This window comes from Leptospira sp. WS58.C1, assembly GCF_040833995.1.
GTDB classification, from domain to species: domain Bacteria; phylum Spirochaetota; class Leptospiria; order Leptospirales; family Leptospiraceae; genus Leptospira_B; species Leptospira_B cinconiae.
Genome location: NZ_CP162137.1, coordinates 1181313 through 1197500 on the forward strand (window position 1 = coordinate 1181313; position 16188 = coordinate 1197500).

13 protein-coding genes and 1 other RNA gene (1 of these 14 cut by a window edge) are annotated in these 16188 nt (G+C 41.7%); 9 read left to right on the forward strand and 5 right to left on the reverse strand.

Annotated elements, in window-relative coordinates; all coding sequences use genetic code 11:
• Window positions 1–179: 179 nt before the first annotated feature.
• Window positions 180–571, forward strand: an RNA gene (rnpB, locus tag AB3N61_RS05410) — RNase P RNA component class A.
• 67 nt (window positions 572–638) lie between these two features.
• Here rnpB and AB3N61_RS05415 read toward each other — a convergent pair.
• Both AB3N61_RS05415 and AB3N61_RS05420 read right to left on the reverse strand, forming a co-directional pair.
• Window positions 639–2189: a hypothetical protein gene (locus tag AB3N61_RS05415; RefSeq protein WP_367898671.1), complete on the reverse strand. Its 1551-nt coding sequence runs from the start codon at window positions 2187–2189 to the stop codon at window positions 639–641.
• Window positions 2186–3733: a SpoIIE family protein phosphatase gene (locus AB3N61_RS05420; protein WP_367898672.1), complete on the reverse strand. Its 1548-nt coding sequence runs from the start codon at window positions 3731–3733 to the stop codon at window positions 2186–2188. Before AB3N61_RS05420 ends, AB3N61_RS05415 begins: the two co-directional genes overlap by 4 nt.
• 706 nt (window positions 3734–4439) lie before the next feature.
• On the opposite strand from AB3N61_RS05420, the gene AB3N61_RS05425 reads away from it, so the two are divergent.
• From AB3N61_RS05425 to AB3N61_RS05450, 6 genes are all read left to right on the forward strand, one after another.
• Complete coding sequence (locus AB3N61_RS05425; RefSeq protein ID WP_367898673.1) at window positions 4440–8861, forward strand: Ig-like domain-containing protein; 4422 nt, start codon at window positions 4440–4442, stop codon at window positions 8859–8861.
• Window positions 8862–8890: 29 nt separating this feature from the next.
• On the forward strand, window positions 8891–9265 hold the full coding sequence (locus tag AB3N61_RS05430) for a Bor/Iss family lipoprotein (protein ID WP_020771210.1): 375 nt from the start codon (window positions 8891–8893) through the stop codon (window positions 9263–9265).
• Complete coding sequence (locus AB3N61_RS05435; protein ID WP_020771362.1) at window positions 9259–9567, forward strand: LIC_10461 domain-containing protein; 309 nt, start codon at window positions 9259–9261, stop codon at window positions 9565–9567. The genes AB3N61_RS05430 and AB3N61_RS05435 overlap by 7 nt, the downstream gene beginning before the upstream one ends.
• Window positions 9568–9840: 273 nt before the next feature.
• A complete protein-coding gene (locus tag AB3N61_RS05440) occupies window positions 9841–10263 on the forward strand; it encodes an acyl-CoA thioesterase (protein ID WP_020771459.1) in 423 nt (140 codons plus the stop codon).
• 67 nt (window positions 10264–10330) lie between these two features.
• On the forward strand, window positions 10331–11551 hold the full coding sequence (locus tag AB3N61_RS05445; RefSeq protein WP_367898674.1) for a PP2C family protein-serine/threonine phosphatase: 1221 nt from the start codon (window positions 10331–10333) through the stop codon (window positions 11549–11551).
• Window positions 11552–11601: 50 nt separating this feature from the next.
• Window positions 11602–13050 carry an acyl-CoA--6-aminopenicillanic acid acyltransferase gene (locus tag AB3N61_RS05450; protein WP_367898675.1) on the forward strand — a complete coding sequence of 483 codons (1449 nt, stop codon included), beginning with the start codon at window positions 11602–11604 and terminating at the stop codon, window positions 13048–13050.
• Here the strand turns inward: AB3N61_RS05450 and AB3N61_RS05455 are convergent.
• A complete protein-coding gene (locus AB3N61_RS05455; protein WP_367898676.1) occupies window positions 13010–13720 on the reverse strand; it encodes a TerC family protein in 711 nt (236 codons plus the stop codon). The two genes, AB3N61_RS05450 and AB3N61_RS05455, sit on opposite strands and share 41 nt — an antisense overlap.
• A gap of 76 nt (window positions 13721–13796) precedes the next feature.
• Here AB3N61_RS05455 and AB3N61_RS05460 point away from each other — a divergent pair, with 76 nt between their 5' ends.
• A complete protein-coding gene (locus AB3N61_RS05460) occupies window positions 13797–14360 on the forward strand; it encodes a SelL-related redox protein (protein WP_020771215.1) in 564 nt (187 codons plus the stop codon).
• Window positions 14361–14379: 19 nt separating this feature from the next.
• On the opposite strand, the gene AB3N61_RS05465 is transcribed toward AB3N61_RS05460, so the two are convergent.
• Window positions 14380–14769, reverse strand: a complete 390-nt coding sequence (locus tag AB3N61_RS05465) for a hypothetical protein (RefSeq protein ID WP_367898677.1) — start codon at window positions 14767–14769, stop codon at window positions 14380–14382.
• A gap of 416 nt (window positions 14770–15185) precedes the next feature.
• Here AB3N61_RS05465 and AB3N61_RS05470 point away from each other — a divergent pair, with 416 nt between their 5' ends.
• On the forward strand, window positions 15186–16022 hold the full coding sequence (locus tag AB3N61_RS05470; protein WP_367898678.1) for an RNA polymerase subunit sigma-70: 837 nt from the start codon (window positions 15186–15188) through the stop codon (window positions 16020–16022).
• 3 nt (window positions 16023–16025) lie between these two features.
• Here AB3N61_RS05470 and AB3N61_RS05475 read toward each other — a convergent pair whose 3' ends face one another.
• Window positions 16026–16188, reverse strand: partial view of a patatin-like phospholipase family protein gene (locus AB3N61_RS05475; protein WP_020771202.1) — the 3' portion only. It continues 848 nt past the right edge of the window; 163 of the gene's 1011 nt are visible here — the last part of the coding sequence; the start codon falls outside the window, past its right edge; its stop codon occupies window positions 16026–16028.

Here is a 16188-nt window from a genome sequence, read left to right on the forward strand (position 1 = left end):
GCAAAATAGGGAAGGTCTTTTCTTTACATTTTTATTTCACACGGAGTTCACGGAGAACACAGAGGAATGATTCGGTCCCTCCGTGCACTCTGTGTTCTCTGTGCGAAACGATCTTTTTTCAAGTTATATGGTATGAAAACGGATAGCCTTACGCGGATTTTTTTTTATACTCGTTTTGGAAGGTCTGCCGGATGGTCGCGCTTTCTTTTCTGATCGAGCGGATTTTTCCCTCATTCGGGGAGTTTGTGAGGAAAGTCCGGACACCATAGAACCGCGGGACCGGGTAATTCCCGGAGTTCGGGATCGTAAGAAACCGGATATGGAAAGTGCAGCAGAAAATATACCGCTAGTTTTCTAGTAAGGGTGAAATGGCGGGGTAAGAGCCCACCGCCGCTTTTGTAAAAAGGCGGGCAATGTAAACCCTCCCGGGTGCAATCTCGAATAGGCGGCCATCGTTGGTTCTGCAGGGCCGCGGGTAGAGAGCAAAGAGTCTTTTCGGTAACTGAAAGACCAAGATAAATGATCATCACTCGCAAGAGTACAAAATCCGGCTTATAGGTGGATCTTCCATGGCAATATTTCTATTAGGATTTATCCAACTTCAGGAGCGAAGCGAGTATAGGCAACCTTCCATAGAACTACTTAACAATTTTAAAAGCCTTTGCTTCTTGGATCTCTAGGATCGGATAGTTCTCCTTTGGGGTCAGTGGATCTTTGTGTTCCACGCGGAAACTTTCCGAAATGAAATTCAATTTCGAGCCTATAATTTTTTCCGATTGGGATTTCACGGTAACACTTAACCAATCATATTTTAATTCTATTGTATGATCTTCTTTCGCTGTAAGTGAAATGGAATCTATATTTTCAATCGGGATACTGATTTCGAAACGTTCAGAATTTATAATGAACTTTTTTTCTTCCAGTAGAATGGAGTCTACAAAGAAGGTCCTGCCGTTCTTTAAGAGTATTTTTAAAGTGGGAGTAAGATGAGACAGATCGGGGGAATTTTCGGCTGCACTTAGTTTATTTATTTGCGTTTTTTTCTCTTCCGGCTTTCGGAAAGAATTTAATATTATCTCTTTGACTTGTTTTAATTCTTCGGAAGCTTTTTCAACGTATTGGGAAATCGTATTCGCCAAGGCTCCCGTTTTATATAACTTTTTCGGATTTTCCGACGTGATATATGGGTCCTTTCCGGATAATTCTATGGTACGAAAATCTTCCAACGCTTCTTTATCGTTTAGTATTTCCGCGGTTTTTATGGAATTTTCCGTAACGGCTTTATCCTTAAATTTAAATTTTCCGATAACCATGAGCCTTCGGTTGGAAAGAACGGAGGCCTTGTCTTTACCGCCTGTTTTTATGATGTTGGTGTATTTTTTTACGGCTTCCGGGATCTCTCCTTTTAGTTCGGTGCAACGGGCCCGCATATATTGTTCATTTCTGGTTGGATTTCGGATATTATCCAGATATTTTAAGGTTTCCGAACAATCTCCAATGGAAAATAAATAGGAGATTTTTTCGGAGTTTGTTCCCTCGGATTTGAAGGAAGTTCGAATATCAAGATTTTGTAATAATAAGGAAAGTAATAATTCTGCAGTTTCCGAATAATGTGTTCCGGGATATTTTTCTATTGTCTCTTTCAGTTTTATGACCGCATTCTCCAATTCTCCTTTTACCGCTAAACAAAAACCCCGATGTAGGGAAACGAATGCCGCCTCGTCCGTTTGGGCGTCTAATTTTTTTTCCAGAGACCGATATTGTTCATCCGCTTTATCGTATATCCCGCTTCTTTCCATTTCGAAAGCGAGTTGAAGATAGAATATTTGCTCTAGGTCTTCCTCCAAATGGATCGGGGGTTTTAAGGTTAAAAATCTGACGACATTGGCGATCCATGTTCCGGATCTTTCCCATGGTGACAATGACAGTCTAAGATTTTCAGGGGATTCGTTTAGAATGGAACTTTCTAATATTCCTGTGACGAGTTCCTCTTTAAAATTTTCCGAATTCAAAAATGTAAGACGAACTCTGGATTTTAAAACGACCGATGCCAAGTCGTAATTCATGATCCTTTCTTTTAATAGTAGATACCTAAGCTCTAAAATTTTCGCGTTCCCGATCCAATAGGCCGATATCGGAAAGAAAACGATCACGATCAGAATGGAGATAACGTATGCGGAACGTTTCATTTCGGGATCTCAAAAGCGAGTATGCTCACATCATCCCTGAATCGGACGGCGAATTTTTCGAATTCAAAGGAAAGTCCGTCTACGATCTCTTTGCAGGACTTGTTCTTGTTCAGTAAAAAATATTCTTGTACCCTCTGTAACCCGAATTCGGTTCCTTCGGCTCCGATCGTTTCGACTAAGCCGTCCGTATACATCAGTATCTTATCTCCGGGAGCGAGTTTTATTCGCTCTAACTTATATGAATATCCAGTGATGGTTCCCATAGGTGGGCCGGAAGTGGGTATGGTCCGTATTTCATCCGTAGAGGGTCTTAAGATCAACGGTTCATTATGAGCGGCATTACATAATTCCAAGGTCCCGTCGGGATATAATCTTAAAAGAAGGGCGGTTGCAAAGAATGATGATTGTAGTTTTGTGCCGATCAGATCGCTTAATCTGCTTAATGTTTTTTCAGGAGATTCATATTTTAAGGAAACCGCATCCGTAAAAATCCCAAGTACTACCGTGACCAACGCGGCGCTAACCCCGTGGCCGGAGGCATCTGCCAGAAAAAAATATTGTGAGGAATCCTTGCCGGAGCCTAATCTGTAAAATTTGTATAAATCTCCGCTAACCTCTCGCAAGGGTTTATAATATATGGATAGGCCGTAACGTTCCATTCTGGAAAGTGTAATCTTGTTCGGCAGGAACATCTGTTGAACTTCTTTGCCGATCGCTAATTCCTTGGAAATTTCTCGATTTAGTTTGGTGATCCTCTCCATGTTCGAATCTATCTGAGACGCCATCGCGTTGAATGTTTGTCCTAAATCGTCCAATTCGTCTTGGTTCTTGAAATTCCATACAACTCTGGAGCTTAAGTCTCCCGTATACATCTTATGGCTGGTATTTTTTAGTATTCCTATCTTTTTGAATATTCTCCTATACAAATAATATCCGAACAGTCCGTGGAAAACGATTCCCCAAAAAATTGCGATCCCCATCTGCGCGAATATATGTGTTACTCTTTCTTGGATCGAAGGAAGGGAGGCGAATCCCAACAGATACAAAGGTTCTTTTTGAACGGATTTAAAAGGAACGAGAAGGCGGATCGAAAAATTCGTCTCGTCTAGATCCACCTTATACGGAGTTCCTACAAAATTTCCGGAGGAATCGGCTAATTGTTTTATCTCGGAGATGATCTCCGGAGAAATATTCTCTTCCGACGGTTGTTTCGGTTGGGCTATCCAGATCTCTCCGTTCTCGTCGAATACTTTGTAGGAGTTGGTCCCTAAAAATTTTAGATTTCTTTCGAATAGGTCGTAAGACTGAACTTCCCCTTTGGACAATTGTATCAGACTTAATTCCTGTAGGAGTTTTTCCGCTAACGTTTTGGATTGGAATTTAAAGTTTCTTAAAAGTAGATCGGATTGATTTTCGAAGATCATCACCGAAAAAAAACTGATGTTTATTGCAGCTAATAAAGAGTAGAATAGCCCAATCGTCCAAACAAGTGAAGTTTTTTTGGCATCCACTGCCGGGGTGACTACAAAATTTTGTAAAAGCATGATTGAGCAGTTCTCCTTTCTTTTTTGGATCCATTGAAACCGGTTTTTTAAATTTTCCCGTAGGCTACTCGGCGATATGTAGTTTGAACGCGTTTTATAAAAATGGAATGCGTTTTAAACGCTTACATATTTTTAAACGATCTCCTTCTTCTCCTCCTCATTTTGCGACCTATTTGCATAATTTCTATTTTTTAGTAAACTATTAATAGTTTTTTGTCCGATGAAAGTGTTCGTTTGTTATAAAACGATCTTGGGAGACGTAATTATGGGATTGGTATTTTAAGTAAATGTACATTAGAAAAATGGAAATAAATAATTTATTAAGCTTATTTTATGATTTCGATCGACGGTTTTGTGTGAAAAATTTTGGGATTTTGTTTTGAAACATTCTATTTCTAATTACTTAGGATTAGTTTTACGTGATTTGTTATATTAATATTTTCGTGTATTGTTCGATGTTCCGAAAAATTTGTAGAAAAACGGACGACTACTTGTTATAGTGCGTTTGTTTTTCGTTATACTTATTTTCTCTCTATTTGGAAATAAATTATAAAAAAGGAATATATTTGGCATGTTTGTCCGTGTTCGATCGATCCTTCCTCGAATTTCCGGATACGTATTGTTCGGTGTTTTTCTTTTTCAAAGCTGTACTATTTGGCCAAGTTTGACCGCTCTGGCGGGGATGCAGGCTGGGGGCGGCTCGGGTATGAATCCTTTTCTTTTTCTTCTATTCGGAAAAGGGAGTTTAGAACGGATCGAAATATATTCTCCTTCCGGATCTTTTGCGAAAACTTCCACACTCTCTTTAAAAGCGACCGCAATCTATACTTTCGGGGAACGAGAAGACATAACGGAAAAGGCTAACTGGTCTTCTTCTGATCCCTCAATCCTAAGTTTCGGCGGAATCGTTCCCGGGCAAGTGCTCGGTGCCGAGATGGGTAGAGCAAGAGTAAGGATCGGGTTTAAGAATTTTACCTCCGAAATGGAATTAGAAGTAACTAGGGCTCCCGTTACTTCCATCACGATTACTTGCCAAAATCAGAATACCGATTTGGCGATCGGTGTAGTACGTCAATGTTCCGTCACAGGAATATTTGCTGACGGTACGAGTCAGGATTTAACCGGAGATCCCGGACTTGCCGTAACTTCCGGGAACGGATCCATTCTAAGAGTATTACATAATCCGAATAATGATCCAGATACGATAGATATAACCGGGATCCGGGCAGGAAATACCCAGCTTAGAGCGAATTATAGGGGAATTTCGGCATCTATTGCAGTGAATGTAGTGGATACAAGTTTAGTTTCTATTCAGATCACTCCCGTGGATCCTCCGATCGGACAAACTTCCGGTAACGGACTTCCCAAGGGAAGAAACATGCAATATATCGCAACGGGTTCTTTTGCCGACGGATCTTTCCAAGATATTACAACGATTGTATCGTGGAGTTCGGATGATACGAGTATTGCGGAAATAAACGATACCAGCGGTTCCAAAGGATTATTAACTGCGATCAATTCCGGAAATACGACCATTAGAGTTTCCGCACCTCCTAATTTGGTAGGTGGGACGGTCATTACCGGATCGGCGATCGTTTATATTTCCGCGGCTGTTTTGGATCGGATCGAAATTTATGCAAGCGGTCAAAATCCTTTGCCTTCGGTCGCGAAGGGTAGGACCGCTCAACTGACCGCCATCGGCGTGTATAGCGATACAAGCACCCAAAATATAACAAATTCTGCAACTTGGAGTTCAAGCGTTACTTCCGTGGCGACAGTAGATAATGCGGGAACGATAGGTCTTGCACATGCGGCAGATATAGGTTCCACTACTATAACGGCTCAATATTCCGGTGTAAGTGGGACGGCATCCTTTACGGTTACCGCTGCAGTTCTGGAATCCATCCAGGTTACTCCGACAAATCCGAATGTAGCCAAGGGATTGACTCGTCAATTCACTGCAACCGGCTCTTTTTCGGACGGAACCACTCAGGATTTGACTTCTACCGTTACTTGGACTTCTTCCGTTACGAGTGTTGCTACGATCAATAATACGAATTCAGGAAAGGGACTGGCGAACGCTCTGAGTTTGGGAACCACAACAATTACCGCTACTTCCGGATCTTTTAGCGGAAATACCGTTTTGACCGTAAGTGCGGCTGCTTTGGTCTCAATTCAGATCACTTACAATTCGGTAAATCCTATAACGATACCTAAGGGGATCAATCCTCAATTGACTGCTACAGGAACCTATACGGATGGAAGTACTCAGAATATTACAGATTCTGCAAGTTGGTCCTCTTCAAACACATCCGTAGCACTTGTCGATAATTCAGGTTCAAAAGGTCTTGTGACAAGTATGGCAGTCGGACAAACCACGATCGAGTCCGTTCTAGGTTCCATTACGGGGACTGCGACTTTAACCGTAAATGCGGCCCAACTGATTTCCATTTCCGTTACCCCGGAAGAATGGATCTTAATTTCCGGAGAAAAATATTCCTATAGAGCGATCGGTACTTATACGGATGGTGTTAGGGAAATTACCGGGCTCGTTCTTTGGGAAATCATACTGGCAAACGGGACAAGCGGAAATGCGACCGTTAGTAATGACCCATCGACAAAGGGGGTGGTCACCGCCGTATTTAATACTACGCAAGGATACCCTTTAACTGCTCGAGCTAGTCTGGACGGTATCGTTGGAAATACGACATTTACTATCATAAGCGATACGGAGAGACCGATTCTTTTAAGAGCGCAGTACATCGATTCCACACATATACAAATAGAATATTCTAAAGTGATGTATGCAAATACCCAGGCAGGAGCACCGTATCGTTATAAGTTAGTCAAATCCAGTGCGATCACATCAATGGAAGATTCTAACCAGGTCCGCTGTTCGGATAACACAAATTACACGGCTTCTTATCCGTCTCCTGATTCGATCGCTATTTCTTCTCTCTCTCCGGCTACTACTAATTCCAGGGTATTCATTATGACTCTGGGGACCGCTCTTACGGCCGGGACCGAATATACTGTAATTGCCGATAAAGCCAGCCTTAGCGCCAGTTCAGGTGCATTAACTTGCCCGAACACAGCCGATTTTGTTGCGGCGGAGCAGATCAAATTGAAGTCCGCTTCTTGTGCAAATTTAAACCAGGTCATATTAGGTTTTTCGAAATCGTATCTAGGTGGAGTGGACGCCTTAGGTTCGGCTCTTTGCTCCAGTCCGACTGAATGTGCGAAACGTTATAAATTAAATACCGCTTCGTTGGGAGAAATCCAAAGCGCTGTTGCGTTAGACGGAACTTCTTGTGGAGGAGCAGCAGCGGATCCTAACAAGGTTTGTTTGTCCCATAGTAATATACAATCCGGAAGCCAATATTCTTTGATTGCGGCCAACGGAGTGAATGGGGACGGATTCGACAATTCTTCCTGGGGATCCATCAGGGATTCAGGAAACGGGGAAAATATACAATCTAGTCCTTTCGATAGAGTAAACTTTTTAGGATGCGGTTCTGCACCGATAAATTTTGACGACGGCCCTCTATTGTTTGATCCTTACGGATCCACTTTCGGGAATTTAGTGGATTATAAAGGAAGAATTTATAGCGGACCGAATAATGCGGGAAATGCTGCGCTCAGATTCAATTATGACGGTTCTAATCCGGAGCTGATCGGCTTTAGTCTTCCCCGTGATTCGGTTGCTTCTCCGGGTGGGGTAGGGATCCAAGCAAACGATTCTTGGACTTCCACAAATACAGCAAATACCGGAAACGGGGTCATTAAAACTCTCGGGCATGCCGGATGTACTCCGAATTCCGCAGACAGGGCTTTGGGATGTGGTCCCGATAATGAAAGCGGCAGGGGAATTTTTGCGGTAGGATCTTTAGGGTCGGATTCTTTCCTGTTCGCAGCAGGGGCAAAAACACAACTGATCGCAGGACAATATTATTTCGGTGATTACGTATATTATACATTAGATTCCGATAATACTTTAAATTTCAAATATACGGATTGGGCCAATATAACCGGTGGAATTACTGCTGCACCTTCCAGTATGTTGACGTTGAACAATAGACTTTTGGTAGGTTGGGCGAAACGAAATTGGGATGGAAATACCGCCAACGATTCTCCCGATTTCGGTTTTATCAGTTTTAATTCTGCGGATACGGATACCGGATACTGCATCGCCGGAAATAACTGCGACGCAAATACCGTCGCCATCAAGGGAAAACGTACGTATATTAATTATCTTCCGTATTTCGGAGGAACTGCGAATGGAGTGGCTCTCAATTCCTCTCCGAATTGGGGACATTATTTGGATGTTGATTCGGTATTTACTTTCAATAATTTGATCTATGCCGCGAATGGTGGAGGGCCTGCAATCGGGCATAACGGATCTATTATACGTTCGACTAGTCCGGATCCTACTACCCCTTGTTCCGCTCCGGATACTTGCGCTAATTGGTTGGAGGTCGGACCTAGAACAAATCAATACTGGCATAACGTGGAGAGTCCGACGGACAATCCGAGCAATAACTGGTTTTCCTTAGAGTTATATAAATTCTTCGATCTGATCCCGGGTGATAAGGCATTTCCAGCCTTTGCCGAATTTAACGGAAAACTATATGTGGCAAGGAACGTATGTTTGGCGGATGCCGGAACAATTACCGGTTTTAGGACTACTCCATTCTCGGGAACAAACGGTTGTACGGGCGGAACCGACGACTCTAATCGTAGGGCCCAGATCTGGGTATGTAGTCCGGCCCTTACCGGAGCGGCAGACAGTTGCGAATCAGGCGATTGGAGTTTAATCGCAAATAACGGAAGCGGGAATGTTGACTTCGGAGATCCTACGAATCGGACGATTTCCATGCTGATCAAAAACGGTTCATATTTGTATGTAGGGTTTGATAATCCGGGAGGAATTAGGATTTATAGGACGAACTCGACTAATCCTAATTCCGCGAACGTTTGGTCTAAGATCGGAGCCAATGGACTCGGCGATCCAAGTAACGTGCAGCAGATCTTTTCGGCCATTTCGGTCTTCACATTCGGCTCGGATTTCGTTTATATCAGTACCGGAAAAGACGGAGTTCCGATCAGAGTGTATAGGCAGCATAATTGAAAACTGAAATTCGAGGGAGGATGAATTATATGATCAATCGGACTTTATTAAATATCCTTACTATGATCCTATTCGGTTTCAATTGTAGACATGCTTGGGTAACGTATCCCGCCATTCCGCCCGAGCCATGTTTGGCCTATGCGGAAAGTTCGGAATGTAAAACGGCTTTGGACCAACGGAAAAAAAATACCAAAGGAAAGGTAGGAGAGACTTTCAGCATGAAGGACCATTATTATCTAATGGGTCTTTTGCCGAATGAAAAGGTTGTAAATCTCGCTTCTCTTTGTCCCCAAGGACCTAAGTCAGTGCATCAGTTTATGACATTTTGGGACGTAGTATTAGAGCAATCGACACTCGGGATTTATTCTCCCCAAACTCTGGAAGTGGAGTGTTATCCATGGTGAAACAAATTCTTGTAATTCTGGTTTTGGTTTTATTCGGATGTCATAAAACCGTTCTTACGTTCCAAAAAGATTCCAAGGCTCTAGTATTTAAACCTAATACGCAAGAAGTGAAATCCGCCAGGCAGGGAAGTCTAGTGGCCGGATATTATTTCATTTCGGACCCCATAGAGTTCAGTTGCCCGAATCCTAAGGAAATTCCTGAAGTGAAAATTATCACCGGGGTTTGGGACTCCATTATTCACGGGTTGATCGGAGGGATTTATTCCAGTAAAACCCTAGAATCATTCTGTGAAAAAAATTAGGTTAGCTGCCTTTCAATGGAAAAGGCAAAGCTAAGAAGAGTTTTTTCGCACAGATATTAGTAAGCACATAGAGTAGAAAATTCACGAAAAAAACAATTATGTTCTTAGCGTTTTTGTATAAGTTTTAAAAATCCACCAAAAGCAAAAGACAAAGTTTTGTAAAAGATAGGATCTAAAATTACTGCACATAATTTTCACCGAGTGCAACATAAATCTCTTTTTACTGAAAATTCTTTCCTTTCCAGAATTGATCTCTTAGGTTTTTCTAGTTTTATGTCTAAACCGGAAAGATACACGTACAGTGTTCAGCAAAAAGTGGCTTGGGGTGATATGGATGCCTTTGGTCACGTAAATAATGTCGTCTATGCAAGATATTTTGAAACAGCGAGGGCTTCTTTTTTTAATGATATGCGTCTTTGGGAATCTCCTCAGAAACCTTTGGAAGGCGGACCGGTCCTTACTCATTTGGAGATGGATTATAGAAAGCAGGTACGTTTTCCGGAGACGATTGATATTTCCGTAAAATTGGAATCCGTTAAGAACAGATCTTTTTCTATCGTGTGTTCTATGTGGAATCAAGCAGGGGAATGCGTGTTGACTGGAAAAGCGGAACTGTTATGGTTTAATTTTTCTACCGGAAAACCGGCGGCGATCCCAGATGCCTACAAGGAACAATTCTTCCAACAAGATAAATAAGTCGTCGGCAATCACAAGCCTAAAGGAATTTCTCTCCGAGGAATCTCTTTCTAGATTTCGGTTTGCAATGTCCCTTTTCCTTTTTTTTGCGGGATTCGGCTTGTTGTTAGGCGATCTGGGAAAAAACGGAATCTCCGACCCGAAATGGATCCGGGCCACTCATGTTACTTTAATTTGTATTTCGCTATTCTTAAGTTTTAAATTCGAAAATTTTAAAAAATACTCCGAATCCGTTTTGCTCTTTCATTTCGCGGTAATGAGTATCCATTCCTTTTATCTTTTGTATCTGAACGGTCTGTATCTAGGTTACCTGTTCGGATTGATACTTGTCGTATTCAGCATGGGAGTTTCCATCAACAACCGGAGAGTGCTCATTCCTGTCCTGCTTATATTTATAGCGGTCGCATTTTTTGTCGGGATTCATGTGAAAGATCCTAAGATAGACGTCGGCATGTATTATTTCGGTCTAATCTCCTCGGGAATTTTGTCGGTACTTGTGATCGGTTTCAGAATGAGAACATTCGAGACATTATTGGAAGCGGATGTGCAGATGGAAAAATTCCAGATCAATATCGAGGAAGAATTATCCATCGCCCAGAAAACCCAAAAAAGTTTAGTGGATCTGGAATTTCCGGAGGCAGGAAATATTAGGATCTACTCTTATTTTAAACCTTTGGAAAGTGTAGGCGGGGATCTGATCAAAACGAATCTGGGGAAGGAAGGTGAGCTTGACTTTTTTTTCGCGGATGCGGCGGGTCATGGAGTTTCTGCGGCAATGGTTTCCGCGATGGCGGTGATGGCATTTAAAAGTGTTGCACCGGTTGCAGAAAGTCCTTCTAAAGGGCTAACCTTGATCCATGAGTCTTTGATGACCATGATCGGCGGTTTTTTTATCACTGCTGTCTACATGAGATTGGATAGAGAGAAAAAAAGCCTAACTTATTCTTATGCAGGACATCATCCCGCGGTCCTCATTAAGTCCGATGGCTCCGTACAAGAATTGACAGGGAAAGGAACCGTCCTTCTTGCACTTCCTAAACTATTCAATAAGGATTACGAAATTTTATTAGAGTCGGGAGATCGGGTGCTTTTGTTCTCAGACGGAATGTTCGAATTTTATGAAAGGGAAAAAGATTTTTTCGGATACGAAGCATTCTTGGATCTCATTCGGGATTATACATCACTTTCCGGTAGGGTATTTTTGGATTCATTAGGTGAAGCCGTTCTGGGATTACATTCTTCCGAATTAAAAGACGATATGACCATGTTACTTTTGGAAGTTCTCTAAATAAAAAAACGTCTTGCTCTTCTCGTAGAAAAAGTTAGTATCCCTTACCTATGTGTGATACTTTTGTGGCGACTCCGGATTCCACTTCTTCCGGAAAAATGATCTTCGGAAAAAATTCGGACAGAGAACCGAACGAGCCCCAATGTTTGGTCCGATTTCCTGAAAAAATATATAAGGAAAGTATTCAAAGACTTACCTTCATCGATGTCCCAAGTTCTAAAAAATCCAGAGAGATTTTGATCTCTCGTCCTCTTCATATTTGGGGAGCGGAGATGGGAGCGAATTCCAAAGATGTAGTGATCGGGAACGAAGCGGTCTTCACCAAAATCCGGATCGAAAAGAAGAATGATGGTCTGACCGGGATGGACCTTTTAAGATTGGGCCTAGAACGTTCCGATACTGCCGCAGAAGCTAAAGACTTGATCATAGAATATTTGGAAAGATTCGGACAAGATGCATGCGGCGGTTATTCGAATCGAAACTTCTTCTATCATAATAGTTTTATCATCGCGGATCCTAAAGAAGCGTATGTTCTGGAAACTGCAGATAGATATTGGGCTTGGAAGAAGATCAAAGGATTTTACGCAATCTCGAACGGTCTGACATTGGGATCGGATTACGACGGGCTTCATTCTCATGCGATCGATTTTGCAAGAGCAAAAGGTTGGTTGAAGAAGGGACAAACGTTTTCTTTTAAGGACGCGTTCTCGGATTCTCTTTTTACTAGTTTTAGTAAATGTAAAGTACGAAGGGAAATTGTAACCGGCGGAGGAAAATTTTTCGGATCCAAGTTAGGTGTTTCCGAAGCAATGCAAATCCTAAGATTGGAGGGTAAGGAGAAGGGAAGTATTCCACTCACTATCAGCCAAGGAGGATTTCCTTCCAAAAGTATAGGGTTCTCTCCGGTCCGATCCGGGATGGGTTCCGTTTGTCTTCATGCAGGAGGACCTTTTTCTCCGAATCAGACTACTTCTTCCTTTGTCGCCGAACTGGATACGAATCCTATTAATTCTCAGTTTTGGGCAACAGGTTGTTCTATTCCATCTTTATCGATTTTTATTCCGTTCTCTATTCCTGGAAAAACTTTCTTAGAGGGAGATATCATACAACCGGGAACTAACCCTGATTCTTCTCTTTGGTGGAATCATGAAATTTTATATCGATTATGTTTAAAAAATTATGATAAGGCTGTTTCCGTCTTTAATGCGGAATTAAAGGAGAAGCAGGAAAAATACATTCGAAAAGTAGAATATACTTTGAACCTAAGCAGGAATCTCTCCCTGGATCCAATCACTAAAGAAGCTGCGGAGGAAGCGGATAAACTTTATAGAAAGTGGAGAAACCAAGTATTGGAACTTGCGGTAAGCGACGGTTTATTGCCGAACTTTTGGTCTTCTCCACTTTATAATCTGAGCTGGGCGATCTGGAATCGAAAGGCCAGGATCAATTCCAGAGTTCTTAAGGGGATTGATTTGCCTTACGAATCCGCATATTTATGAACTCCACGAGAAGGGAAAATGCCATAGAGAAATAAATATATCCTTTCGGAATATGGAAATGTAAACCGTCGGCGAACAACATGACGCCGATCATGATCAAAAAGGAAAGGGCCAAAATTTTCATCGTTGGATGTTCGTTGATAAAATCGCTTACCTTTCCCGAAAATACCAGCATGATCAAAAGAGAAATAACCACGGCGAGAACCATTACCATTAGGTTTCCCGAAAGACCTATAGCCGTGATGATAGAGTCCACCGAGAAAATAATATCCAGAATGATAACTTGCAAAATGACGTTAAAAAAGGAAGGAGATGGCCCTGTATCCAGATCCGTTCCTCCGTCTTCCATTTTGTGATGGATCTCACTGGTACTTTTCGCGATCAAAAAAAGTCCACCACCGAGCATGATAAGATCCCTTCCCGTAACCGTAAAATTTCCCACTTGAAAAAGTCCGTTTGTTAGGCTCGCAAGCCAACTTACCGTAAATAACAACACGATCCGAAAACCTAAGGCTGCGACAAGACCGATCGTGCGGCCGCTACGCTGTTGTTCCTTTGGAAGTTTACCGACTACTATGGAAAGAAATACGATATTATCGATCCCTAGAACGATTTCCATTGCCGTAAGGGTCAGAAGAGACACGATAAGGTCTACATGATGCAAATCCATTGTAGAAAGAAATTCGTCTAAGGACTAGAAAAGCAATCGATTTCCTTTCCGGTATCGTAGAAGATTTGAAAGAGAGATGAAATTCCTACCGAAAGAAATTTTGGAATCCCAGGTCGAAGGACGAAATTTAACCGGCCTAAGTTTCGGGGATAATCTTCCGCAAAAACCTAGTTTAGTCGTATTCTTACGTCATCTTGGTTGTATATTTTGCAGAGAAACGGTCGAAGACCTTCGCGTTTTCAGTTCCGAAATGGCTGCATTCCCACCGATATTATTCGTGTATCCAGACTCAGTAAGAGAAGGAGAAGAGTTTTTTTCCAGATTCTGGCCGGATGCAAAAGCAATCTCCGACCCAAGCGCATCTTTTTATGAACGGATCCAAATACAAGAGGGTAACTTGATAGAATTGGCAGGTCCGGAGGTTTGGGTGAGTGCAGTAAGAGCGCTTGCAAAAGGAAATTTCTACGGAGTGCAGGGCAGACATTTACTTAGAATGCCTGCCGTATTCTTAGTTTTGAAAGACAGAATTCTTTGGTCTCATTCATACCGTCATATAGGAGATGAGCCCGACTGGAGTAAAATTCCAGGTTGTACACCTTTACCGACGGATGAATACGATCCGGGAATTTTACCGGCGTAAGCGAAAGGATTTATACTTTTTACATCCTATGGCCTGGAGGAGGTGGAAGTGCCGCCTTACACGAAGCGGATAACTTACTTTCGTTTTCTCTCATACATTTCATGTGAGCTGGTCCGCGTTCCACGTTTTTACAATATTTTTCCTCATCCGCAGCGCATGCTGATCTGAATTTTTCGAAACGAGAGATCATTTCGTTTACGTGATTTTTGCAAGTTTCGGATAATTTTGAAATATATTCTTTGAGGCAGCGATCCGTTTCCGGCCCTGGTCTGGAATCTTTACAATAAGTTTGTCTTTCCGTTTTACACGGGTCTCCTCCGGGAGGTCCTCCTGGACCGCCGTTTGGTTGAGAAAATACCGCTCCGGTTAATACGAGAGCTAACGTGGAATGTAGGATTAGTTTTTTCATTGTGTTCGTCCTCTTGCGGAAAATATTTTTGTCCCTTATATTTGTTTTCTATTGCGACCTATCTTCCTACGAATTCGTTTCATTTTGTATTTTTCATCCTTGAGTGATATTAATATCCAAATAAAGAGAATTTAAATATTGTAAAAAAATTCTTATATCCTTTCTCGGGAACCTTCTTCTTCGGCCGGGATTAACTAGACGCAAAAAAATATCTCCATCATTCTTTTCTTCCGATTTGGGATTATTAAGCGAGCCGTTGGATACTTCCGCCCGAGGATATATCACAAGTCTTGCACTAGGATCGAGAAATAAAAAAATCCAAAAAAGTTCGTCTTAGCCGCCAACATAGTATCTAAGGCGAACGGTTCTATTTTAAAATATGTGGAAGATCGGGTCATCTATTCCGAAATCCGATCATGGAAAAAAACTCCGAAAAAGACAGACGACTCATCTCTTCCGTCGATTTTTATTTTAGGGAAGGGAATACCGAAAATTTCTTAAAAGAAGCCTGGATCTGGGCCTGGACTTTTGCAAAAGGAAGATACCATTTGGACGAAGACTCCTGCTCAGAGATCATTCTTAAATTGGTTTTGGATGCGGAAGAAGTGTTACATCTATTCAAAGAAAGAGGATATTCCAATTTTCCCGCATTTTTCACCGCATATACTAAAAATTTAATATGGAACCAGAGAAGAAAAGACTTCCGGCTCAAGAAAAATGAAATTTTATCGGATGGTTTCGAGAGATTTTACGATCCAAGGTCGGAGTTTACGAAAGAAATATTGAACCAAACCAGAGAGACTTCTCTTTTAGTCCGAAACATTCTTTCCGAAATGGATCCGATCTCCTCTCTCATTCTCAAGCTAAAGCATAGAATTCCTTTGAGTCTAAAGGAATTTAGATTATTCTATTCTAAACTTAAAAAGAAAAAATTAAAATTAAAGGATTATTTCGCCAAGGATATGGAGGAAGAAAGAAGATCCTGGCTCAGGAAAAAGGAACTAAACGAAAAACTTTCCAGGCTTTATCAAAATATGCAAATCCATCATTTTGAAAATTTGGAAAGGTGGAAAATTTCCAGAAGACAAATCGTCGAAGTCTGCAGTGCGGTAACGGGAGAAAAAAGTTTTAAAAAGATCGGCTGGTATCTGGGGTTAAGCGAACATTCCGTCCGAAAATCGTATTACTTCGCGGTATCCGAATTAAAAAGAAAGGAGGAGATCAAAAAGATCAGGTTCGCAGAAGCCGCTTAGTGATTAACTTTTTCCTTCTTCCGGTCGGATCGTAGGAAGGAAAAGTTTTCTTAAAAGTCTCGATTTGTTTTTAAGTCCGGAAATTTCCGCAATCATATTCGAAACCAATCTTTGTCCCGCTTCCATACCCTTGGTAACGGAACGATTCAAAAGTTTGGAACTCGTA